At 61.6% G+C, this 21,571-nt stretch carries 19 protein-coding genes and 1 pseudogene; 9 read left to right on the forward strand and 11 right to left on the reverse strand.

Annotated elements, in window-relative coordinates; translation table 11 throughout:
• Positions 1 to 7: 7 nt before the first annotated feature.
• The gene (locus ABH944_RS03275; protein WP_404604600.1) at positions 8 to 1,288 is read left to right on the forward strand and encodes an MFS transporter; all 1,281 of its coding nucleotides are present in this window, start codon (positions 8 to 10) and stop codon (positions 1,286 to 1,288) included.
• 57 nt (positions 1,289 to 1,345) lie between these two features.
• Here ABH944_RS03275 and ABH944_RS03280 read toward each other — a convergent pair.
• A pseudogene (locus ABH944_RS03280) lies at positions 1,346 to 1,507 on the reverse strand (CoA transferase); the annotation flags it as partial.
• Positions 1,508 to 1,828: 321 nt separating this feature from the next.
• Here ABH944_RS03280 and ABH944_RS03285 point away from each other — a divergent pair.
• On the forward strand, positions 1,829 to 2,572 hold the full coding sequence (locus ABH944_RS03285) for an enoyl-CoA hydratase/isomerase family protein (RefSeq protein ID WP_404604599.1): 744 nt from the start codon (positions 1,829 to 1,831) through the stop codon (positions 2,570 to 2,572).
• A gap of 1 nt (position 2,573) precedes the next feature.
• Here the strand turns inward: ABH944_RS03285 and ABH944_RS03290 are convergent, their stop codons facing one another.
• On the reverse strand, positions 2,574 to 3,971 hold the full coding sequence (locus ABH944_RS03290) for an FAD-containing oxidoreductase (protein ID WP_404604598.1): 1,398 nt from the start codon (positions 3,969 to 3,971) through the stop codon (positions 2,574 to 2,576).
• A gap of 237 nt (positions 3,972 to 4,208) precedes the next feature.
• Between ABH944_RS03290 and aldA the strand changes: the two genes are divergently transcribed.
• From aldA to ABH944_RS03310, 4 genes are all read left to right on the forward strand, one after another.
• Entirely contained in the window at positions 4,209 to 5,633 is a 1,425-nt protein-coding gene (aldA, locus tag ABH944_RS03295; protein ID WP_404604597.1) for an aldehyde dehydrogenase, read from the forward strand.
• A gap of 75 nt (positions 5,634 to 5,708) precedes the next feature.
• Complete coding sequence (locus tag ABH944_RS03300; RefSeq protein ID WP_404604596.1) at positions 5,709 to 7,040, forward strand: MFS transporter; 1,332 nt, start codon at positions 5,709 to 5,711, stop codon at positions 7,038 to 7,040.
• On the forward strand, positions 7,037 to 8,254 hold the full coding sequence (locus tag ABH944_RS03305) for a mandelate racemase/muconate lactonizing enzyme family protein (protein WP_404604595.1): 1,218 nt from the start codon (positions 7,037 to 7,039) through the stop codon (positions 8,252 to 8,254). Before ABH944_RS03300 ends, ABH944_RS03305 begins: the two co-directional genes overlap by 4 nt.
• A gap of 29 nt (positions 8,255 to 8,283) precedes the next feature.
• Positions 8,284 to 9,948, forward strand: coding sequence for a GMC family oxidoreductase (locus ABH944_RS03310; protein ID WP_404604594.1), 1,665 nt, complete (start codon positions 8,284 to 8,286; stop codon positions 9,946 to 9,948).
• Here ABH944_RS03310 and ABH944_RS03315 read toward each other — a convergent pair.
• The gene (locus ABH944_RS03315; RefSeq protein ID WP_207912582.1) at positions 9,915 to 10,811 is read right to left on the reverse strand and encodes a LysR substrate-binding domain-containing protein; all 897 of its coding nucleotides are present in this window, start codon (positions 10,809 to 10,811) and stop codon (positions 9,915 to 9,917) included. The genes ABH944_RS03310 and ABH944_RS03315 overlap by 34 nt on opposite strands.
• A 348-nt stretch (positions 10,812 to 11,159) precedes the next feature.
• On the opposite strand from ABH944_RS03315, the gene ABH944_RS03320 reads away from it, so the two are divergent.
• Positions 11,160 to 12,458: a cation:proton antiporter gene (locus ABH944_RS03320; RefSeq protein WP_404604593.1), complete on the forward strand. Its 1,299-nt coding sequence runs from the start codon at positions 11,160 to 11,162 to the stop codon at positions 12,456 to 12,458.
• A gap of 44 nt (positions 12,459 to 12,502) precedes the next feature.
• Here the strand turns inward: ABH944_RS03320 and ABH944_RS03325 are convergent, their stop codons facing one another.
• Together ABH944_RS03325 and ABH944_RS03330 are read right to left on the reverse strand one after the other, a co-directional pair.
• Positions 12,503 to 13,612 (reverse strand): saccharopine dehydrogenase family protein, encoded by a 1,110-nt coding sequence (locus tag ABH944_RS03325; protein WP_404604592.1) that lies wholly within the window; start codon positions 13,610 to 13,612, stop codon positions 12,503 to 12,505.
• 173 nt (positions 13,613 to 13,785) lie between these two features.
• Entirely contained in the window at positions 13,786 to 14,247 is a 462-nt protein-coding gene (locus ABH944_RS03330) for an Lrp/AsnC family transcriptional regulator (RefSeq protein WP_097263371.1), read from the reverse strand.
• A gap of 351 nt (positions 14,248 to 14,598) precedes the next feature.
• On the opposite strand from ABH944_RS03330, the gene ABH944_RS03335 reads away from it, so the two are divergent.
• Together ABH944_RS03335 and ABH944_RS03340 are read left to right on the forward strand one after the other, a co-directional pair.
• Complete coding sequence (locus tag ABH944_RS03335) at positions 14,599 to 15,126, forward strand: Spy/CpxP family protein refolding chaperone (RefSeq protein ID WP_404604591.1); 528 nt, start codon at positions 14,599 to 14,601, stop codon at positions 15,124 to 15,126.
• Positions 15,127 to 15,306: 180 nt separating this feature from the next.
• Complete coding sequence (locus ABH944_RS03340) at positions 15,307 to 15,744, forward strand: PGDYG domain-containing protein (RefSeq protein WP_404604590.1); 438 nt, start codon at positions 15,307 to 15,309, stop codon at positions 15,742 to 15,744.
• A gap of 61 nt (positions 15,745 to 15,805) precedes the next feature.
• Here ABH944_RS03340 and ABH944_RS03345 read toward each other — a convergent pair whose 3' ends face one another.
• The 6 genes from ABH944_RS03345 to ABH944_RS03370 all read right to left on the reverse strand — a co-directional run bounded on the left by ABH944_RS03345 (position 15,806) and on the right by ABH944_RS03370 (position 21,567).
• Positions 15,806 to 16,174: a DUF3022 domain-containing protein gene (locus tag ABH944_RS03345; RefSeq protein ID WP_404604589.1), complete on the reverse strand. Its 369-nt coding sequence runs from the start codon at positions 16,172 to 16,174 to the stop codon at positions 15,806 to 15,808.
• 1 nt (position 16,175) lies between these two features.
• Positions 16,176 to 17,003, reverse strand: coding sequence for a YhfC family intramembrane metalloprotease (locus ABH944_RS03350; protein WP_404604588.1), 828 nt, complete (start codon positions 17,001 to 17,003; stop codon positions 16,176 to 16,178).
• Positions 17,004 to 17,023: 20 nt separating this feature from the next.
• A complete protein-coding gene (locus ABH944_RS03355) occupies positions 17,024 to 18,094 on the reverse strand; it encodes a LacI family DNA-binding transcriptional regulator (protein WP_404604587.1) in 1,071 nt (356 codons plus the stop codon).
• Between the two features lie 78 nt (positions 18,095 to 18,172).
• Positions 18,173 to 19,141 carry a 2-hydroxyacid dehydrogenase gene (locus tag ABH944_RS03360; RefSeq protein ID WP_404604586.1) on the reverse strand — a complete coding sequence of 323 codons (969 nt, stop codon included), beginning with the start codon at positions 19,139 to 19,141 and terminating at the stop codon, positions 18,173 to 18,175.
• A gap of 55 nt (positions 19,142 to 19,196) precedes the next feature.
• Complete coding sequence (locus ABH944_RS03365) at positions 19,197 to 20,492, reverse strand: MFS transporter (RefSeq protein WP_404604585.1); 1,296 nt, start codon at positions 20,490 to 20,492, stop codon at positions 19,197 to 19,199.
• 73 nt (positions 20,493 to 20,565) lie between these two features.
• Complete coding sequence (locus ABH944_RS03370) at positions 20,566 to 21,567, reverse strand: sugar kinase (RefSeq protein ID WP_404604584.1); 1,002 nt, start codon at positions 21,565 to 21,567, stop codon at positions 20,566 to 20,568.
• Positions 21,568 to 21,571: the final 4 nt, after the last annotated feature.

The following is a 21,571-nucleotide window of genomic DNA, read 5'->3' on the forward strand; positions in this document are numbered from 1 at the left end:
CTGAAATATGGTAATTGCACGAAGTCTGCGCGCGCTCGATTGGCTGAACTTCTTTGTCGCGAATGTGCAGACCGGCTTTGGGCCGTTCATCGCTTCCTATCTCGCCGCGAACAAATGGACGCAAGGCGAGATCGGGCTGATGCTGAGCGTCGGCACGATCAGCGCGATGGCGAGCCAATTGCCGGCCGGCGCGCTCGTCGATGCGCTGCGCAACAAGAAAGGCGCTGCCGCCGCCGCAATCATCGCGATCATCGTGAGTGCATTGCTGCTCGGCGCGAGCCCCACGTTTGTCGTCGTGTTCGCGGCCGAAGTGCTGCACGGCTTCGCGAGCTGCATGCTCGTGCCAGCCATGGCCGCTATCTCGCTCGCCCTCGTCTCGCGCGCCGATCTCGGCAACCGGCTTGGGCGAAATGCGCGCTGGGCGTCGATCGGCAGTGCGCTCACCGCGGCGTTGATGGGCGTGTTCGGCGAGTACCTGTCGCTGCGGTCGGTGTTCTTCCTGACCGCGGCGCTGGCGTTGCCCGCGCTCGTCGCGCTGAACATGATCCATCACGAGATGGCGCCCGTCGTGCCGCGCATGAAAAAGGCCGCGGCGAAAGCCGGGGCAAGCATTGCTGAAGCGGTAAGCGCGGTCGGAGAACGGCCCGAAAGCCTGCGTGACCTGGTGCGCGATCCGCGGCTCTTGACCTTCGCGGCATGCGTGGTGCTGTTCCACCTGTCGAATGCGGCCATGCTGAACCTCGCCGCAGGCGAAGTCACGGCGCACATGGGCGACAACGTCCAACTCGTGATCGCGGCGTGCATTATCGTGCCGCAGTTCATCGTGGCGGGGTTGTCGCCGTGGGTCGGGCGGCAGGCGCAAAGCTGGGGACGCAGGCCGGTGCTGATCCTCGGCTTCTCGGCACTGCCGTTACGCGCACTGCTGTTCGCAGCCGCCAGCAGCGCGAGCAGTCCTTACCTGCTGGTGCCCGTGCAGATGCTCGACGGTATCAGCGCTGCCGTGTTCGGCGTGATGCTGCCGCTGATTGCCGCCGACGTGGCCGGCGGCAAGGGCCGGTACAACTTGTGTATTGGATTCTTCGGGCTGGCGGCGGGCGTTGGGGCGACGCTGAGCACGGCGATTGCCGGGTTCGTGGCGGACAAGTTCGGCGTGAACACCAGCTTCTTCGGACTTGCGGCAGCCGGTGCGCTGGCCGTGGCGCTGGTGTGGCTGGCAATGCCGGAAACCCGCGATGCTGCCGCCAATGAAGAAGCCGCCAAGCAGAAGGAAGCGACCCCGGCGGCTTGACGAGTGTGCGACTCCCTCGACCAGTCCGCAATCCATCACCTGCGGGTCGGCGAACACGTCCGCGAGGTTATTGATGGGACCCGCAGGAATGCCGATCCGTCTCAGATCCGTGGTCCACTCGGCGCGTGTGCGCGTGCGCAGTTTTGTATCGATGACCTCCTTGAGCGCCTCCCTGTGCTGTTCCTGATTGCAGGATTCGGCTGGGCGTTCTACCTTCATGCAGGGCTGGTTCCGTTCATGGTGCTGTCGTTTTTCATCGGCCTGGGCGGGGGTAACGCGGCCACGTATGCGCTATGGTTACCCGAGCAGTATCCGACCTCGATCCGTGCCACCGCGTTTGCCTTCTCGACATCGACAGGACGATTTTTCGCAGTGGGCGTCAGCCTTTGCCTGGGCGTTGCCGTGAGCCATTTTGGAACGCTCGGCACGCCGATTGCGATGACCGCGTGCATATTCGTTGTTGGAATCATTGCGTTGCGATGGGCGGTTGAAACACGCGGCGCACCCTTGCGCGACTGATCTTTGGCACACTGAAAAAACATGACGAATACCGGTACCACTCCAGGGTTTTCCTGTTCGCGGCACGAGGGCGTTGTCACGATCCAGCTCACGCGCATTGAGCAACACAACCGTATCGATCCCGCCGATCTTGCCAGACTCAGGGACACGATTGCATCGGTGGCGAACGATGAAACCGTCATAGCGCTGGTCGTCACCGGCACCGGCGTGACCACATTCAGCTCGGGTTATACGTTGTCCGCCCTGGCCGAGGGCAATATCGACGATTCGTTCGAAAGCTTCCTGAACGAGCTGGAAGCTTGCCCCCTGCCTACTGTCTGCGCGCTCAACGGCAGCGTCTATGGCGGTGCAACGGATCTTGCGCTGTGCTGCGATGTGCGCATCGGCGTGGAGGGCACGCGAATGTTCATGCCGGCTGCGCGTATTGGCTTGCACTATTACCCCGACGGCATGCGTCGGTACGTGCGCGAGCTAGGACTCGCGCAGGCGAAACGGCTCTTTCTTACCGGCATGACGCTGGACGCGCCCGAGATGCTGCGCATCGGCTTCCTGACCGAGCTTGTCCAACCCGGGCAACTGAGTTCGCGCACGGCGGAATATATCGATGCACTTCGCGCTTGCATACCAGACACCGTGCGGTCAATGAAGCGTCAACTGAACGCTGTCGCCAACGGCGATTCCACGCTCAGCGCGGACCGGTCCGCCTACGAGCGTTCGCTTCAAAGTCCGGTCATCGCCGAGCGCATCAAGCAACGCCGCGCCTGACTCATTTCAATGGTTCAAGCATGCCGAGCAGTGTGGGAATCAACTCGCTGACGGTCGGATGAATATGCATCGCGCGCTGTAGCGTGGTGTACGGCGCATCGGCATTCATGATGTCGATGAACGTATGGATGGCCTCATCAGCCTCAATACCGAGCATGGCTGCGCCGAGGATCTTTTTCGTTTCAGCATCGACCAGCACCTTCATGAACCCGTCAGTCTCGCCGCGCTCGCGGGCCCGGCCAACGCGCGACATCGGCATGGTGGCGATCAGCGCGCGCCGCCCGTCCCTGCGTACGTCCGCTTCGCTCATCCCCACGCGCGCCAACGGCGGATCGATGAAAACGGCGTAGCACATGATGCGCGAATCCACGCTGCGCGCCTCCCCGTCCACCACATTCGACGCGATGATTTCATAGTCGTTGTACGACGTATGCGTGAATGCACCGCGTCCGTTGACATCGCCAAGCGCCCAGACGCCTTCGGCCCGGGTGCGAAGCGCTCCGTCCACATCGACCAGACCATGCTTGTTCAACACGATGCCCGCCTGCTCCAGACCGAGGTCGTCCGTGTTCGGCGTGCGTCCCGTGGCAAACAGCAAATGCGACGCTTCGATGCTTTTCTGATCCTGCATCGGGTCCCTCAGCGTGATCCGAATCCCCTTGCCTGCCGGTTCCAGCTTCGACGCCTCGGTGTTGAACAGAAATTCCACGCCCTCCCGCGACATGATTTTCTGGACCTGTTCAGCGAAGTCCTTGTCCTCACGCGCCAGCACACGGTCCCCCCTGACAAGCACCGTCACACGGCTGCCGAACCGCCGGAACATCTGCGCAAATTCGAGCGCGATATAACTTCCGCCGACAATCGCCAGGTGCTCCGGCAACTCGGTCAATTCGAGGATGGTGGAATTCGTAAGATGTGAAACGCCGGCCAGCCCGTCGACTTCCGGCACGGTTGCACGCGTGCCGGTATTGATGAAGATCGCGTCCGCGTCGAGCGCCTGTTGCTGGCCGTCGGGACCCGTCACGCTGATCGAATGCGGGCCCGTAAAACGGCCGTGGCCATTGAACACAACCACTCCCGGCGTGCTGCGCAACCACTTCTCCACGCCATCGCGCGACTGCGCGATCACGCCGTCCTTGCGTGCCTTGACCCGCGCCAGATCCACCCGCACCTCGCCTTCCACGATCACCCCGTAGTCGCCTGCATGACGTGCCACGTGCGCGGCGCGCGCGCTCGCCACGTAGGTCTTGGTCGGCGTGCAGCCCACGTTCACACAAGTGCCGCCGAACAGATGCCGTTCAATCACGGCGGTCTGCCGGCCGCTCTCGGCCAGCTTGACGGCGAGCGGCCCACCGCCTTGTCCGGTGCCAATCACAATAGCGTCGAAGTGCTGTGACATGCGAGTCTCCCTGGTGAAATATCAGGCCAGATCAAAGCGGATCAGTGAACAAATGTGGCGTTTTCGCATGGTAGCTCTCCATGGACCATCCCGCTGCGCGAATACACCCGCCTTTCAGTGCGTTTTTCGCATGCGCGGGTCGAGTTTTAATCGCTTGTGGCCGACTGTCGCGCCGATAAAACTACCGCCATTCACGTCGCGGACCGCCGCGGCGCTTCACCTTTCCTGGCAATCACGATGCGCACTTACTGTAATTTCATCGATGGCCGTTTTGTCGAGCCGCAATCCGACTCGTTCGCCGATGTCGACAACCCCGCCACCTCGGCTGTCATCGCACGTGTCACGCTGGCGTCGCAGGACGACGCCCTGAGCGCGGTGGAAGCCGCTTCGCGTGCCCAGAAGACGTGGCGCGCGCTGACCGCGATCGAGCGCGGAGAGCATCTGCGCCGTTTCGCCGATGCCATCGTCGAACGTGCCCCGAAGATTGGCGCGGCGCTCGCTTTGGAGTCCGGCAAGAGCATAGCCGATTCGGAGAACGAAGCCCGCTACGCCGCCGACATCACGCGTTATCACGCTGAATGGGCCCGCCGGATTGAAGGCGAAGTCATTCCCAGCGATACCCCGAACGAAAACCTCGTGCTGCATCGTGAACCAATTGGCGTGGTGGCCTGCCTGATCCCGTTCAACTACCCCGTGTATACCCTGCTGCGCAAGGTCGCGCCCGCGTTGATCACGGGTAATACGGTGGTTGTTCGTCCGAGCAACAACACGCCGGCGTCGGCATTTGAAATTGCCGAAGCCGCTCAGCAAGCCGACCTGCCCGCGGGCGTCTTCAACGTGCTCGCAATGGACCATGCCACCGCCGGCGCGGTCTGCACCCATCCGGCAGTAGGCATGATCACGCTGACCGGCAGCGTCAATGCCGGGCGCATCGTGCTGGACTATTGCAAGGCGAATATCGCCAAGCCTTCGCTGGAACTGGGTGGCAAGGCGCCCGCGATTATTGAGCCCGATGCGGATCTTGAAGCGGCAGCGAGCGCCGTCGTGGCGTCGAAGACAACACATTGCGGGCAGTTGTGTACGGCCATGGAACGGGTCTACGTCCACGCCGGCGTGCATGACCGTTTCGTCGAACTGTTGCGCACGAAGATGCGTGCAGTGAGTTTCGGCGATCGCGCGCAGGATGCATCGAAGATGGGTCCGCTCGTCAGCCGCTCGGCTCAACGCAACATTCACGCAATGGTTGAACGCGCCGTTGCCGAAGGCGCGACTATCGCCACCGGTGGCGTGTTGCCCGAAGGCCCCGGCTATTTCTACCCGCCGACACTGCTGGTCAATTGCCGCCATGACATGGAAATCGTGCGCGAGGAAATCTTCGGGCCGGTGCTGCCGGTGATCTCATACGACACGCTCGACGAAGCCCTCGCAATGGCAAACGATCACCAGTACGGCTTGTCTTCCGTGCTGTACACCGAGAACTATCGCACCGCGATGCGCGTGGCCAACGAGATTGAAGCCGGTGAACTGTATGTGAACCGCACGCCTGCTGATCCGTACCAGGGCTTTCACGCAGGATGGAAACGCTCGGGCCTCGGCGGCGATGACGGCAAGCACGGCATGCTCGAATTCACGCAGACGCGTCTCGTCATCATGAAGTACTGAGCCCTCGACACTTCAACCCTCACGCAAACATTTATAAAAACGGCGTTCATTGCGAGCAGCCGCAGGAGACTTATTATGGAAAAAACACTAACCGGCATCACGCCGCCAATCGCCGATACAACGCGTGCGCAACGATACATGCAGCTTATGCTGCTGGTGATTGCCGCGGGCGCGATCTATCCGCTGTTGTATTTGCGTCAGGTCTACCAGACGCCGATGCTCGAGTTTTTTCACATCGACAATAGCCAGCTTGGTTATTTGTATTCGATACTCGGCACCGTTTTCCTGATCAGCTACTTGCCGAGCGGCTGGCTTGCCGACCGTATCGCGCCGCGTTTCCTCATCTGCTTTTCATTGATTGCGACCGGTGGACTTGGGCTCGTCTATTCGACCGCACCGACCTTCCCCGTTTTGCTCGCCGTTTTCTGCTGCTGGGGACTCACCACGGGCCTGACCTTCTGGGCCTCCATCCTGAAGCGGGTAAAGACCATTGCCGCACACGACGAACAAGGCCGGTTCTTCGGCTTGCTCGACGGCGGACGCGGCTTGATCGAGGCGTTGCTTGCGACTGTGGCGCTGGTGATCTTCGCGACCGCCACGGAAAAGCACGGCCTGCCGACAAACATCGGCTTCAAATACGTCGTCTACCTGTATTCGGCCGTCTGCATTGCGTTGGGATTGCTGATGGCGCTGGTGAAAGAACCGCCCGCCACGCAGCAGGAGCAAGAGCAGGCAGTGGAGAATCGCAAGGGGCATCACACGCTGTGGGGCGATCTCCTCACGCTGATGCGTATTCCTCAACTATGGCTGATGGCAGCCATCGTGTTCTGCGGTTATCAGATCTTCTGGGCCACCTATAGCTTCTCGGCTTACCTGCAAGTCGGCGACCTGAAGATGAGCGTGGTCATGGCCGGTACGCTCACCACCCTCAAGCTCTGGATGCGCCCGATTGGCGGCATTGGCGGCGGTTATCTCGGCGATCGGTTCTCCACGCTCGGCGTGTTGACCAGCGCACTGTTTCTCGCGGCGCTCGGACTGGTCGCGCTGGTCGTGCTGCCCACGCTCGGTCATATTGATCCGCGTGCCGGCGTTGCAATGATCGCCGTGGTGGTGCTGGTGATCGGTATCCTGACGTACGCCATTCGCGGGCTCTACTGGTCGCTGCTCGACGAATGCGGCATTCCGTTGCGTATCACGGGCCTCGCCATTGGCCTGGTTTCACTGGTCGGTTATTCGCCCGACGTGTTCCTGCCGCTCGTAAACGGCTGGACTACTGAGCATTTCCCGGGCCTTCCCGGCTACCAGTTCTACTTCTCTTACATCGCCGCGATCAGCGTGATTGGCGGCATCGCCGCACTCGCACTCAAGCGCATGCGCACGACCGTTGCAAAGGAAGCCCTCCAATGAAAATCGTCTCTCTCGAAACGCATTTTGTCGCTGTGCCGCCACCGCACCTGGGCGGCATGTACTGGATCTTCGTGAAGCTGAAAACCGCTTGCGGCATTGAAGGCGTGGGCGAAATTTATTCAGCGACGTTCCATCCGAAAGCGATGGCGCACATTATTGAGGACGTGTTCGGACGTTACTTGCAAGACCACGATCCGCACCACGTGGAGCGCTTCTTCCGCGAAGCGTATTCGAGCGGCTTCACGCAACGCCCCGACCTCACCATGATGGGCGTTGTCAGCGGGCTTGAGATGGCGTGCTGGGACATCATCGGCAAGGCGGCGGACAAGCCGGTGTATGAGTTGCTGGGCGGGTTGGTCAACGAACGGCTGCGCTCATACACGTATCTTTATCCGAAGAACGCCGCGGGCGAATACGACTACGACAATGTCGATCTCGCCGCCGAGTGCGCCGTGCAGAACGCGGATCGCGGTTTCACCGCGGTCAAGTTCGACCCCGCCGGCCCGTACACCGCGTACTCGGGTCACCAGCTTTCGCTCGACGTACTGGAGCGCTGCGAGACCTTCTGCAAGCGCATCCGTGAAGCTGTTGGCAACCGGTGCGACCTGTTGTTCGGCACGCACGGCCAGATGGTCCCGTCGTCCGCTATCCGCCTCGCCCAACGCCTGGAAAAGTACGATCCGCTGTGGTTCGAAGAGCCCGTGCCGCCCGGCCAGGAAGAGGCGATGGCGCAAGTCTCGCGGCATACCAGCATTCCTATCGCGGCAGGTGAACGGCTCACGACCAAGTACGAGTTCTTCAAGCTGCTGCAAGCCGGCGCAGCGTCTATTTTGCAATTGAATGTAGCGCGCTGCGGCGGCTTGCTCGAAGGCAAGAAGATCGCCGCGCTTGCCGAAGTCTATTACGCGCAGATCGCCCCGCATTTGTACAACGGACCCATTGGGGCCGCTGCGAGCATCCAGCTTGCCGCCTGTACACCTAACTTCCTGATCCAGGAAAGCATCGGCACATGGGACGGTTTTCACGCGGAGATTCTCAAGACGCCAATTCAATGGGAAGACGGTTACATCGTGCCGTCCAAGGCGCCGGGATTGGGCGTGGAATTGAACATGGACGTGGTACGTGCCCATTCTCCTTACACCGGCGAACGTCTGCACCTGCAGATGGCGTCCAGGCCTGCCGATGTCCGGGATTCCTCTCCGGCCAAAGGCTGAGGCCGAGTACATAACATGACTTACAAGCCATGACTTACGACTACATCATCGTCGGCGCAGGATCGGCCGGCTGCATTCTCGCCGAGCGGCTGTCCGCGTCGGGACAACACTCTGTGCTCGTGCTCGAAGCGGGCGGCAAGGCCGACTCGTTCTGGTTCAGGATTCCAGTCGGGTTTGCCAAGACCTACTACGATCCGGGCTGCAACTGGATGTATTACACCGAGCCGGAAGCAGAGTTGGCGGACCGGAAGATCTATGCGCCGCGCGGCAAGGTGCAAGGCGGGTCCGGCTCCATCAACGCGATGATCTACGTGCGCGGTGCGCCACGCGATTTCGACGACTGGGCCGCCGCGGGCAACGCGGGCTGGTCGTACAAGGACGTGCTGCCGTTTTTCCGTCAACTGGAAAGCCACGAGGCCGGCGACACCGCCGTGCATGGCGCGAGCGGCCCGATCCACGTGACATCGATGAAACGCGGCATCCACGCCATCACGCGTCACTTCCTCGATGCCTGCGATGAAATGGGCATTCCGCGCAACGACGACTTCAACGGCGCGAAGATCGAAGGCGCCGGCGTCTACGACGTCAATACGCACAAGGGTCAACGGGAGTCGAGCAACGTGGCGTATCTGGAACCGGCGTTGAAACGCTCGAACGTGCATATCGAACATCACGCGCTGACTTCGCGGGTGCTGTTCGACGGACTGCGCGCGACAGGGGTCGAGGTATCGCAGAACGGTGTCAAGCGAACATTCCATGCCGGGCGCGAAGTGCTTTTGTGCGCGGGTGCGGTCGACACGCCAAAACTGCTGCAACTCTCGGGCATCGGCCCGAAGGAACTGCTCGCACGCCACGGCGTTCCCGTCGTGCATGCGCTTCCCGCTGTCGGCCAGAACCTGCAGGATCATCTCTGCGCGAGCTACTACTATCGCGCGAACATGCCTACGCTGAACGGCGACTTCGGTTCGCTTCCCGGCAAGCTGAAACTGGGTCTGCAGTACCTGCTGACGCGCAAGGGGCCGCTTGCCATGAGCGTGAATCAGGCCGGTGGATTCTTCAGCATGGACCCGGCCAGCCCGCTTGCGAACCTGCAGCTCTACTTCAATCCGTTGTCGTACCGGATTCCGAAATCGAACCGCTCGCAGCTCACGCCCGAACCGTATCCCGGCTTCCTGCTCGCGTTCAATCCGTGCCGGCCGACGAGCCGCGGATCGATCGAGATCGCATCGCCGGATGCGAAGGACGCCGCGTTGATTCACGCCAACTACCTGACGACGCAAAAGGACATTGACGAAGTGATCCAGGGCAGCCGGCTGATCCGTTCGATCATGCAGGCCCCGGCGTTGCGCGCGGTCACGGTGGAGGAAACGCTGCCGGGCGCGTCAGTCGTGCCCGATGGCGACGCCGCCGCCATGCTGCACTATTTCCGCGAGAACAGCGGCTCGATCTATCACCTGTGCGGTTCCTGCGCGATGGGTCCGGACCCGCAGACCGCGGTAGTGGATGAGCGTCTGCGCGTGCATGGCATCGAAGGCTTGCGTATTGTCGATGCGTCCATTTTCCCGAACGTCACGTCCGGCAATATCAATGCCCCCGTGATGATGGTGGCGGAAAAAGGCGCGCAAATGATTCTCGCCGATGCCGCTGAACCCACCTTCGTTCAACGCGAAGCGCTTGCCGCTGCTTCGGCCTGAAGCCACTGCTGGAATAGCCGCTGCGTCCCGCTTGCGCGTTGCTCGGGACGCAGCACGAACCAGTACGATTGCCGCCCTTCCACCTCCACGTCCAGCACTTGCCGCAATTGCCCCGACGCCAGTTCGGCCGCGATCATGTGGCGATCGGCAATGGTGATGCCCATGCCGTCAATGGCAGCGCGTATCGATAAATCAAGCAGGTCGAATTCGTGACCGTTGTCGGTGTCCACGCCTTCTATGCGCGCAGCGTCCAGCCAGTGCTGCCAGGTCAGGTACCGCTGATCCTCGCCCGACAGAACGTGCAGCAACGTGAAGCGGTTCAGCTCCACCGGCACGTCCACTCCTTCACGATCGAGCAATGCCGGCGACGCCACTGCAATGTGGCGTTCGTGCATAAGCAGGGTACTTTCAAGGTTGTTCCATTCGCCATCGCCGAAACGCACCGCGCAATCGAGCCGGTTCGAATCCGCGATGCCGTCGTTCACGCGCGTCGTGATGCTCAGGTCGAGTTGCGGAAACGCTTCGCGCAAGCGCCCGAGACGCGGCACCAGCCAGCGCGCGGCAAAGGTCGGCGGGACGTTGATGCGCAGGCGGTTGACGTCGTTTTTCTGGCTGATCGCGCGAACCGTCAGTTCGATCTTGTCGAAGGATTGCTGCAGCGCACGCAGCAGCACGCGGCCGCTGGGCGTGAGGACGAGATGCTGGTGACGGCGCGAAAACAGCGTCTCGCCGAGTTGCTCCTCCAGTTGCCGGACCTGCCGGCTGACCGCGCTTTGCGTAACGTTCAGCAGCTCCGCTGCACGGGTGAAGCTGCCGGTGGTACCGGCCGCCTCGAAGGCTTTGAGCGCGTTCAGCGCGGGCATTTTACGTTTCACGATGATCTGGACGGTTCGTTTGGCTCGCGACGTGCCGGCGTGCAGCGAGCGGGTGCGCGCGATTCTACTTAGCCGGCAACCCGGACTGTGTTCAATGATGGTTCCGTCACCGGGTTGGCGCCCTGCAGGCGCATCATTGTGCCCGAGCCAGGGCATAACGCGGCAAGCTGGTACGCGCGGGTTGACGGGTAAAGCCTGGTGCGTTGCACGCAGCGAAACCCGGTCATCAACGGCGATCGTATGCGAGTCCCCCGCCGGGCCTTAAAACCTCGCCGGCAGGCTGGGTGGCATGTCCCTTGCTCTTAAACGCGTACGCTGCATCCACCTCAGGCCCTCATGACCGAAACGATATGGTTTCTCGTCGTTGGCGGTGTGCTCATTTTCATGGGGCTTGCCAGCTCGACGTTCAAGCAACTGCCGATCAGCAGCGCCATGGTGTATCTGGCCATCGGTTTCGGCATAGGCCCGGCCGGCATCGGCCTGCTGAAACTCGACCTGCTGGGCGACGCCGCCCTGCTGCGCCGGATTACCGAAGTCGCCATGCTCGTGTCGCTGTTCGCGATCGGACTGCGCCTGCGCGTGCCGCCCACCGACCGCATCTGGCTTCTGCCCGTGCGCCTTGGCCTGGTCGCCATGGTAGCGACAGTCGCCATCATGACGCTGGCGGGAGTCTTTCTGCTGCACATGAGCTGGGGACCCGCGCTGCTGGTTGCCGCCATGCTCGCCCCCACCGATCCTGTACTCGCCCACGATGTGCAAGTCCAGGTTCCAGGGGATGTCGACCTGCTGCGCTTCTCGCTCACAGGCGAAGGCGGGCTGAACGACGGTATCGCCCTGCCATTCGCGTTGCTGGGCATCGCGGTATGCAACTACGAGGCATCGCCGAAGCAGGCGCTGAGCTGGCATTTCGCCACCGATGCCCTCTGGGGCGTCGCCGGCGCATTAGCCGTGGGCTGGCTGCTGGGAGACCTTGCCGTGCGGTTGATTGCGTGGCTGCGCAGTCGCCACGGCCTGGCTCTCGGGCCCGAAGGTTTTTATGCGCTGGGCTTGATCGCACTCGCGTACGGGGTGGCCGAATTGATCCATACGTACGCGTTCCTCTCCGTGTTCGCAGCGGGTCTGGCAATGCGGCGCGTTGAGCAGAAAGCCAGCGGTGGCAAGTCGGCGCATGAAGCGGTGGGCCTGATCGATACCGAGGACGTCGGCGCAACCGCCTCCGATCCCGATCGTGCCCATGCGTTTGTCGCGGAACGGATACTCGGTTTCACGATCGAGCTCGAGCGAATCGCGGAAGTTGCGGTCATGCTGATGGTGGGCAGCGCGCTTGCCAACGTTTGGGACCGGCTGTTTACGTGGCAAGGCGCCGCCGTAGTCGGGCTGTTGTTCTTCGTGGCGCGGCCGGTGTCGGTGCAGGCTTCGTTGCTGGGGTCATCGGCGACGCGTTCACAACGGCTGCTCACCAGTTGGTTCGGGATTCGCGGTGTCGGGTCATTTTATTACCTGATGTACGCGCTGGAGCATGCGCCTCGCAGCGCCGCGGAACCGCTTGCGCCGCTGGTGCTGGGGGTAATCGCGGCGTCGGTAATCCTGCATGGCATTACGTCGACGCCGCTGATGAATCTATATAGCGAGTAGCTTGTCAGTGTGCCGCTCCCGGGCAAACAACTACCCGCGCAAGGTCAGGCCGCCTGGAGTTGCCGGACAACGCCCAGCGTGCTCGCCCCTTCGTACAACTGTCCAAACCGGTTCGCGAGGAACGCTTCCAGCGGCACCTGTTCCTGACGGATAAACCCACTCTGCGGCAACACGCCTTCACGGAACAGATCCAGTTCCGCGCAGATCGCACCGGCGGTCGTGATCTGGATCGCGCTCATTTCCACGCCGCATACGTTCTTCGCGAAGATCTTGCGGGTGAAGACATCCTGCACAAGGCGCCCATCGCGCATACCCGTTGCCGTGACGAATACCAGCACCACGTCCTGCGCCGTCGCCGGTATAGCACGCCGCAACATCGCCTTCAATCCGTCCCGATCACTCGACATGCGCAAGTCGTCCAGCAGGAACTTCATCAGCTCGCGATGCCCCGGATAACGCACCGACTTGTAATCCAGCGTCTCCACCTTGCCGGCCAGCGTCTCGCACAACGTGCCGAGCCCACCCGATGTATTGAACGCCTCGTACTCCGTACCATCGAGCGAAAAATGCTCCAGTCCTTCCAGCGGCTGCACCCATTGCGTACTGCCGTCACGGATCGCCTCGCACGGCTGGCAATACTCGTTGATCAAGCCATCAATGCTCCAGGTCAGGTTGTATTTCAACGCGTTGGTGGGGAATTCGGGCAACGCACCAACCCGCATCTTGACCTCGCGCACCTCGGCGAAGCGCTTGGCCAGGTCATGCGCCACAATGCCGATGAACCCCGGCGCCAAGCCGCATTGCGGCATGAACGCATGGCTCGAGTCGTCAGCAATCGCGCGGATCGCATGCGTCGCCCGCACGTCTTCAGTCAAGTCGAAGTAATGCACGCCGGCCGCTTTCGCCGCTGTCGCCACGGTCACGGCGAGGTAATACGGCATCGCATTGAGGAGCGCGTCGAAGCCCTGGAGCGCAAGACGCAACGCATTGGCATCGGCGGAATCGACACGGCGGGTGGAAATACCCTGCGCTTCAAGCAACTCGAGCGCGTGGGCGTCGCGGTCAAAAACGACCACGTCATAGTCGCCGGTTTCACGCAGCAAATGAGCAATGCTCTGGCCAATCAGGCCGGCGCCGATGAGGGCTATTTTCATGTTTATCTCCTTGATGGGCGGTCAATGGGCAAATCTCCGACCACCAGTTTAGGAGCGCATGAATATTGATAAAAGACGCAAAATGCTGCGGATCGACCATCAATTTCGACGTTTTGACGAGTATTTACGACAAATTGCATGAAATCGCTCGGCAAGCCTGCCGAAAGGGTCTCTTAACCGAGGCCGCCACGATCCACCTTGCGGGCAAGAATGATCGATGTCGTCGTGCGTTCAACGCCTTCCAGGCCACCGATTTCATCGAGCAGATCGTTCAGCCGGTCCGGGGAATCCGCACGCAGCCACGCAACATAGTCGAACTCGCCACTCACGGCGCAGAGCAGTTGCATCTCGGGCATCCTGGCGAAGCGCTTCTGCACGTCGCGGCCATATTTCGGCGCGAGTTTGATGCCCACGTAGGCCTGGATGCTGGCGTCGAGCACGTCTTGTCCGAGCCGCACGCCATACCCTGCTATCACGCCGGTTTTTTCAAGCCGCGCAAGCCGTGCGATCACCGTAGTGCGCGCAACGCCGAGCTGACGCGCAAGCTCGGACACACTTTCCCGGGCGTTCACCTGCAAGGACGCGACGAGGTTCCGGTCGATGTCGTCAAGCTGATCGAGGCGCGGCGGTCGCATAAAGCGTGATCCTTTTGTTAGTTTTGTCTAAATCCGTGAAAGTACCGCATGAAATCATGCACGACTTCCCGCACGACATCCCGCATAAGGCAAAAGCATGAAACAGAGGGACATTAAAACACGGCAGCATCAAACTGCGTCCGCCCCCGCTTGTTGGTTAAACTCCTACCCCTGCGAACCCGGCTTGCTCTCTCAACACGTTTTTTTCGCAGACGTATCGGTTGTAAGCAGTTGTGGCAACCAAGGCAGCGGCACGCGCTAACGTGATATTAATAGCGCCGTCGGCCAAACATCACACGTTATCTTTTCGTGTATTGCTTGCCCCTTCTTAATGGACCCAAGGTGTCACTCATGAAAAAAACATTCGTTGCACTGGCTGCCTCGCTGGCCCTTTCCACGGCGTTCGCCCAATCGTCCGCTCCGGCAGCACCTGCTGCGCCGGCAGGCGCATCGGCACCGGCCATGGCGCACGCCCAGGCACGTGAGGCGCGCGTCGAGCAGCGCATTTCGGAACTGCATGCCAAGCTCAAGATCACCCCGGCCCAGGACGGGCAATGGAACAAGTTTGCCGACGTCATGCGCGACAACGGCCACACCATGGGTGAGCTGTACCGTCAACGCATGGCGCTGGGAGACAACACGAGCGCGCTCGACGACATGAAGCAGTACGAGCAGATCACCCAGGCGCACGCGGACGGCACGAAGCACCTGGTCGAGGCCTTCGAGCCGCTTTATGCGAGCCTTTCACCCGAGCAGAAGAAACTCGCCGACGCAAGCTTCCACCAGTCGGGCAAGCAGGGCGAGCACAAGGGACGTGGGCCGCATCGCAAGGCGCCGGCAGCCGCAGCGGCTGATGGCGCTTCGACCACAAAGCCCTGAGCCTTGCGGTAACGGCTTGATCTGAAGACTGGACTTCACACGGGTTTTCCAGTTAAAACCCGTAAAAAGCGCTCGCATCGTGGTTTCGATGCGGGCGCTTTCACATTGCGGTATGCACAACGGGGAGCTTGGCGTTACGATCGCGGATTATTCACGTTTCAGCGTCTCCATGACATCCGCATGACACCAATCACCCTCACCCACCTCGACCTTACCGCTGACCCCGCCGCGCATCGCGTGGTGAAAGACGAAACCGTCGCGGTCCAGTTTGCTGAAGAACCGGGCTCGCTGATGAGCCTGGAAGGTCCGAACCGCTATGCTCCCGGCGATGCGTTGATCACCGGTGCGACCGGCGAGCGCTGGGTGGTATCGCGGGATCGGTTCGATGCAAAGTACGCCGCGCACGACGGCCTCACCCATGGTCATGCCGGGACATACCGCAACGTGCCGGTCGCGGTCCTCGCCAAGCAAATGCACGAAGCGTTTTCAATCGCGCGCTCGGAAGCCGGCGATGTGCTTCACGGTGAAGCGGGCGACTGGGTCATGCAATACGCGCCGGGAGACTATGGGGTAGTCAAGGCCGCCCGTTTCGCCAAGGTTTATAAGCGCGTTTTATAGCCTCTATCGCGTCACCAGGCAGCGCAAGGTCGGACCACTCTGCGCGCGCCAGACTTGACGCTTACGCAAAATCCTCGCCTATATCGATCTCGACCGTACGCGGCACCGCTTCCCCGGCTGCGTACATCTCCTCGAGCGAGCCGAGCGTGGCTTCTACATACGCACGCAGCACCGCATAGCTGCGCGCGTGCAGACGCGGCGGCATCGCCCTGTAGCGCGCGAGTGCGGCGGGATCGAAGCGGATATCAATGGCTATACGGCGCGCCGCCGCCCCGAAGCGCATCGCCACGTAATGAATCACGAGTGAGAGCCTGCCGTCGTCGCCCGGGCGCTCGGCGAATTGCGTCTGCTCCGGAAACAGGTCGCTGACCACACGCGCGAGCAATTCGATATCGGCACTCGGGCAGTCGTATTGATATTCGTCGTCCATCTCAGTCTCCGGCCTCTGCACGCGCCGTACGCGCCGCTCGAGTCGCGGCTGCCGCCACGCCCAGGAAATAGCGCCGCAGCGCACGCATCACGATCAGGCCGAACACGAGATACACGGCGTCGGCGGCAAGCAGCGGAATCAACCGCGCCTGATACAGCGCAACCGGCAACGCGATCAGCGCGTGCGCAACGATCATGAACGGCAGCGTGAAACGGAAACGCTCGCGCAGCATGTGCCACATTGCCACCGACAATCCCACCTGGAACACAAAAGCAGCCGCCCGCTCGACCAGGAACATCGCGGCAGTTTCCGGCGCGAGACTGCCGAGCACGGCGTGCAGCCGCAGCAGCGACTCGGCCGGGACACTCGTGAAATATTGATCAAGCATGCCGCGATCGGCGAGCAACGCGTAGAGGATCCACTGCAGTTGCACCAGCACGCCGACGAGCCACGCCTCCGCGCCGCCGTGGCCAATCCCATAACCCAATGCCGTGCCGGGGCGCTGCAGCGAAGTGGGATCACGCTTGATCAACCACCTCATACCGGCGTAGCGCCCGACTTCCTCGCAAATACCGGTCGCAAGCGCGCCGTAGATCACGAAAATGGCCGGATTCATCAGCAGACCGACGGTCGTCGCATTGCTCAGCACGAGCCAGTGCAGGCCACGTTCGATCACCATCGAAAACAGTGCAAAGACCGCGATCCCGACAATCACGTCACGCCGCTCGAAACCAAACCGGGGTTTCGTCTTGCGATACAGCCAGATAGGCAACGCGGCAATCAGCAGCGTCGCGAGGGTGATGCAGACCAGCGTCAAAGCACTTACCATTAATTAAATTTCCTCAAGAACTATGTGCCGCCGTGATTCGTTGGTGACGGTACCGTGATCGACGTCGATGCCCGCACGACCAGTTCGCCCGGCAACAGGCATTCTCGCGCTGCCAAGACCGCACCTTCTATGCGCTCGTGGAGAAACTCGACGGCGCGCTCGCCTATGGTATAGGTCGGCTGCCGCACGGTCGTCATTCCGGCCAGCTCGGCCCACTCGGAGTCGTCGATACTCATTAGCGCCACCCGCCGCTGCCAGTCGACGCCATGACGATCCTTCAGGTGCAGCGCAACCCGCAATGCGACCGGCGCATTCGCCGCGAACAGCGCTATGCGGCGGTTCTGCCGTTGGGCGGCGTCTACGCGTGCATCGATTTCAGCCAGGGTTTCGTCATTATCCAGATCGAGCACGATCGTGGCGCCGGAGACTGTAGAAACGCCGAGCGCGCCGATAGTGTCACGAAATGCCGCTTCGCGCACGCGTCGCGAGCTGACCTGCGCGTACGGCTGGACGACAAACAGCAGTTCATCGAAACCCTGGCTGACGAGATGACGGACCGCCATCCGCACCGCCTCGGTATTGTCCAGTCCGACCATGTCGGTGACGAGCCCTTCGACTGCACGATCCACCAGCACGACCGGCACGCCGCCGCGCGTGAGCGATTCCAGCGTATCCTCCTTCACGCCGAGCGCGTTCACAATCACGCCCTCCACGCGATACGTGGTCAGCAGTTGCAGGTATCGACGCTCCAGATCGAGCTCGTTCGCCGCGTGGCAGATCAGCGGCATGTAACCATACGCGTGACAGGCTGCTTCCACGCCCTGCAGCACCTCGACGGAGTACGGATTCGTCAGGTCCGCGACCAGCATCCCGACCAGCCGGTTGCGCCCGCGTTTCAGCCCGCGCGCCATCTGGTTGGGGCGGTAATCGAGCTTCGCGATCGCCTCTTCTATACGCTCGCGCAATTCTGTTGACAACACCCCCGTCTCGCCGTTCAGATAGCGCGAAATGCTGGTCTTGCCGGTGCCGGCTTCGCGCGCAACGTCGGTGATCGTCGCGCGCCGGTCATTCGAAAAATTGTCTCTTGCCATGTTCTCGTTCAACACCCGATAAAAACAAAGCGCGCCAGGGCGCGCTTAGTCCTTTGCAGCAAGCTCTCGTCAAGCCGCTCAGCGCTTCAATGCTTCCGGATTCACCATGTTGTTCGTCAGCGTGCCATTCAACGCACCGATCAGGTTCTCCGCGGCGTTCTTGTTCATCGCGTGGCGGGTTTCGTGCGTGGCCGAGCCGATATGCGGCAGCGCCACCACGTTCTTCATCTTGAGCAGCGGCGAGTCCGCAGGCAGCGGTTCCTTGACGAACACATCGAGGCCCGCGCCGAGGATCGTACCGTCCTGCAACGCTTGAATCAGTGCATCTTCATCCACCGTCGGTCCGCGCGATGCGTTGATCAGGATCGCACTACGCTTCATTTTTTTCAGTTGCTCAGCGCCGATCAGGTTGCGCGTCTCGGCGGTCAGCGGAACTTGCAGCAGCACGAAATCAGAGGTCTCCAGCAACTCGTCGAGGTCAACTTTCTTCGCGCCGTAGTCCCGTTCAGCCTGTGCATTCGGGCTGCGGTTGGTGTACAGCACGTTCATGCGGAAGCCGAGCGACGCGCGCCGCGCTACCGCACCGCCAATGCGCCCCAGCCCGACGATACCGAGCGTCTTGCCCTGCACATCGACGCCAAAATACTCGTCACCGATACTCTTCGTCCACTGGCCCGCCTTCACCCACTCCGCAAGTTCCACCACGCGGCGCGCGCTCGCGAGGATCAACGCGAAAACCGTATCTGCCGTCGATTCCGTCAGCACATCCGGCGTGTTCGTGAGCAGGATGCCGCGGCGGTTCAGGTCGGCGATATCGAAGGCATCGAAACCAACGGAAACCGTCGCCAGCGCCTTCAGCTTCGTCGCCCCTTCGAGCATGGCCGGGGTGATCTGCGTGCTCGCGCCGATCGCGCCATCGGCATCTTTCAACGCTGCCACGAACGCGTCGTGCTGCTTCGGATCGACGGTCGTAACGTCCGCGTGTTCCTGGAGATAAGCAAGCACGTCCGCCGGTAACGGCTTATATGCGACGATTTTCTTTTTCATCGAAACAGGTCCTGTGGATTAAATACGGTTGAGCGTCACAAGTTTCTTCAGCGCCTCAAGCACGTGTAGCCAGTTTAGCGGCGACGACCGGCTGCGGTTTCACGACCAGCGTCAGTATGACGGCGGCCACCAGAGCGGCGCTCATGAACACATACGACGCCGCCGGCGAGCCCGTCGCGCCGTTCAGGTAGCCGACCACATACGAACCGACAAACGATCCGAGCGCGCCCATGCTGTTGATCAGCGCCATGGCGCCGCCCGCCACGTTCTTCGGCAACAACTCGGGCACGATCGCGAAGAACGGGCCGTACGGCGCATACATGGCCGCGCCTGCGATCACGAGCAGCGCATAGGAGCCCCAGAAACTCGTCGATCCAAGCAGGTACGATCCCGCGAAGGCGAATGCGCCGATCAGCAGGAACGGCCACACGAACAATTTGCGGCGCTCTAGTTTGTCCGACGCCCACGACGCCGCGATCATCGCAATGGTCGCCGCGAGATACGGCACGGCAGACAGCCAGCCCGTCTCGACCATGCCGAACGTTGACGCGTTCTTGAGGATCGACGGCAGCCACAACACGAAACCGTACACACCGATGCTCCAGCAGAAATACTGCGCGGACAGCTTGATCACCGCGGCGGATTTAAACGCCTCGCCATAATTCTTGACCGGTTTGATCGCCGCTTGTTCCGCGCGCAGCGTGTTGTCCAGATCGCGCTTTTCCTGGTCGGACAACCACTTAACCTGCGCCGGCTTGTCCTGCACGACGAACCACCAGATCACCGCCCAGATAATGGCCGGCGCGCCCTCCACCACGAACATGTGGCGCCAGCCGAATGAGTTGATCAGGTACCCCGATACCACCGACATCCACAGCACCGTCACCGGATTGCCCAGGATCAGGAAGGTGTTGGCGCGCGAGCGCTCGGATTTCGTGAACCAGTTGGAGATGAAGATCAGCATCGCGGGCATCACGGCCGCTTCCACGACACCGAGCATGAAACGCAGCACCATCAGCGAGGGGAGGTTGGTGACCACGCCGGTCAGCGCGGCGCAGCCGCCCCACAGGATCAGGCTCACGAACACGAGCTTCTTCACACTGCGACGCTCGGCGTAGATCGCGCCGGGAATCTGGAAGAAGAAATAGCCGAGGAAGAACAACGCACCGATCAGCGACGCCAGCCCCTTGCTGATACCGAGATCGTGATTGATACCGGCTGCCGAAGCGAAGCCGAAGTTCGCGCGGTCGAGATACGCGAGGCTGTACGTGATGAACACGATCGGCATGATCGTCCACCAGCGGCGCACCGCAAGCTTGGGCTGAATCGTGTTGGCACTGGCTGGTTGCATGGTTGTCTCCGTCCTTGGCTCTTTGCTCTGTGAAGGGGCTATGACGCCGCTATGAAGCGGCTATGAAGCGCCCTTATAAGGCGGCGTTGGCTGCTGCCGCGCCGCTGGCTTGCGTTCCGTTGCCGCCCGCTTGTTCCAGCGCATCGAGTTCGGCGCGGGTCGGGAGACCTTCGCTATCGCCGATCACCTGGATCGCCAGAGCGCCGATGCGGTTGCCACGTGTCAGTGCGTGCCGCACGTCGCGCCCTTCCAGCAGCGCGCTCACTATCCCGACGGCGAAACCGTCTCCCGCGCCGACCGTATCGACGACATTTTTCACGGGGATCGCCGGCACCGTGCCTTCGTCCTTGTCCGCCGTCCGGAAGTACGCGCCATGCGCCCCGAGCTTGACCACCACGCCCTTCGCGCCCTGATCCAGATAGAACTGCGCAATGTCCTCGGGCTTCGTGAAACCCGTCAGGATCTTGCCTTCGCTGACACCCGGCATCACCCAGTCGGCAAGCGCCGCCAGCGCGTTCAGCGACTCCGCCATCGCTTGGCGCGACGGCCACAGCGTGGGACGCAGGTTCGGATCGAACGAAATGGTCTTGCCCGCCTTGCGCATCTCCCGCGCCATGTGGAACCCGAGTTCACGCGAGGTCGCCGAAATGGCCGGTGCGACACCCGTCAGGTGCAGGTGGCGTGCGCCCAGCACATAGTCCGCCACGTAGTCGTCGAGCGACAAATGGCTCGCCGCCGACCCTTTGCGGAAATACTCGATCGCCGGGTCGCTGCCGTCGTCATTCTTCGATTTAAGCTGGAAAGCGGTCGGATAACGCTCGTCGATGGTCACGCAACCCGCGTCGATTCCTTCCTGCGCGAGCACGTCGAGTACGTATCGGCCGAACGAATCCTTGCCCACTCGGCTCATCCAGCCGACCCGGAATCCGAGCCGCGACAAACCGATCGCAACATTCAGGTCCGCGCCGGCCACGCGCTTGGTGAACTGGCCGACCTTCGCGAGATCGCCGGTCTCGGCGGCGACGAACATCGTCATGGCTTCGCCGTAGGTCACGACATCGAGAGAGGTTTTCATAAGC

The sequence above is a fragment of the Caballeronia udeis genome, from assembly GCF_044909315.1.
In the GTDB taxonomy this organism is placed as follows: Bacteria; Pseudomonadota; Gammaproteobacteria; order Burkholderiales; family Burkholderiaceae; genus Caballeronia; species Caballeronia udeis_A.

What these genes read in the sequence shown, in the direction of transcription:
- ABH944_RS03360 (WP_404604586.1), bottom strand. Translation starts at nt 19,141, where the DNA reads ATGAAAAAGAAAATCGTCGCATATAAGCCGTTACCGGCGGACGTGCTT.
- ABH944_RS03310 (WP_404604594.1), top strand. Translation starts at nt 8,284, where the DNA reads ATGACTTACGACTACATCATCGTCGGCGCAGGATCGGCCGGCTGCATT.
- ABH944_RS03305 (WP_404604595.1), top strand. Translation starts at nt 7,037, where the DNA reads ATGAAAATCGTCTCTCTCGAAACGCATTTTGTCGCTGTGCCGCCACCG.
- ABH944_RS03365 (WP_404604585.1), bottom strand. Translation starts at nt 20,492, where the DNA reads ATGCAACCAGCCAGTGCCAACACGATTCAGCCCAAGCTTGCGGTGCGC.
- ABH944_RS03330 (WP_097263371.1), bottom strand. Translation starts at nt 14,247, where the DNA reads ATGCGACCGCCGCGCCTCGATCAGCTTGACGACATCGACCGGAACCTC.
- ABH944_RS03350 (WP_404604588.1), bottom strand. Translation starts at nt 17,003, where the DNA reads ATGGTAAGTGCTTTGACGCTGGTCTGCATCACCCTCGCGACGCTGCTG.
- ABH944_RS03355 (WP_404604587.1), bottom strand. Translation starts at nt 18,094, where the DNA reads ATGGCAAGAGACAATTTTTCGAATGACCGGCGCGCGACGATCACCGAC.
- ABH944_RS03345 (WP_404604589.1), bottom strand. Translation starts at nt 16,174, where the DNA reads ATGGACGACGAATATCAATACGACTGCCCGAGTGCCGATATCGAATTG.
- ABH944_RS03290 (WP_404604598.1), bottom strand. Translation starts at nt 3,971, where the DNA reads ATGTCACAGCACTTCGACGCTATTGTGATTGGCACCGGACAAGGCGGT.
- aldA (WP_404604597.1), top strand. Translation starts at nt 4,209, where the DNA reads ATGCGCACTTACTGTAATTTCATCGATGGCCGTTTTGTCGAGCCGCAA.
- ABH944_RS03335 (WP_404604591.1), top strand. Translation starts at nt 14,599, where the DNA reads ATGAAAAAAACATTCGTTGCACTGGCTGCCTCGCTGGCCCTTTCCACG.
- ABH944_RS03315 (WP_207912582.1), bottom strand. Translation starts at nt 10,811, where the DNA reads ATGCCCGCGCTGAACGCGCTCAAAGCCTTCGAGGCGGCCGGTACCACC.
- ABH944_RS03370 (WP_404604584.1), bottom strand. Translation starts at nt 21,567, where the DNA reads ATGAAAACCTCTCTCGATGTCGTGACCTACGGCGAAGCCATGACGATG.
- ABH944_RS03275 (WP_404604600.1), top strand. Translation starts at nt 8, where the DNA reads ATGGTAATTGCACGAAGTCTGCGCGCGCTCGATTGGCTGAACTTCTTT.
- ABH944_RS03340 (WP_404604590.1), top strand. Translation starts at nt 15,307, where the DNA reads ATGACACCAATCACCCTCACCCACCTCGACCTTACCGCTGACCCCGCC.
- ABH944_RS03285 (WP_404604599.1), top strand. Translation starts at nt 1,829, where the DNA reads ATGACGAATACCGGTACCACTCCAGGGTTTTCCTGTTCGCGGCACGAG.
- ABH944_RS03325 (WP_404604592.1), bottom strand. Translation starts at nt 13,612, where the DNA reads ATGAAAATAGCCCTCATCGGCGCCGGCCTGATTGGCCAGAGCATTGCT.
- ABH944_RS03300 (WP_404604596.1), top strand. Translation starts at nt 5,709, where the DNA reads ATGGAAAAAACACTAACCGGCATCACGCCGCCAATCGCCGATACAACG.
- ABH944_RS03320 (WP_404604593.1), top strand. Translation starts at nt 11,160, where the DNA reads ATGACCGAAACGATATGGTTTCTCGTCGTTGGCGGTGTGCTCATTTTC.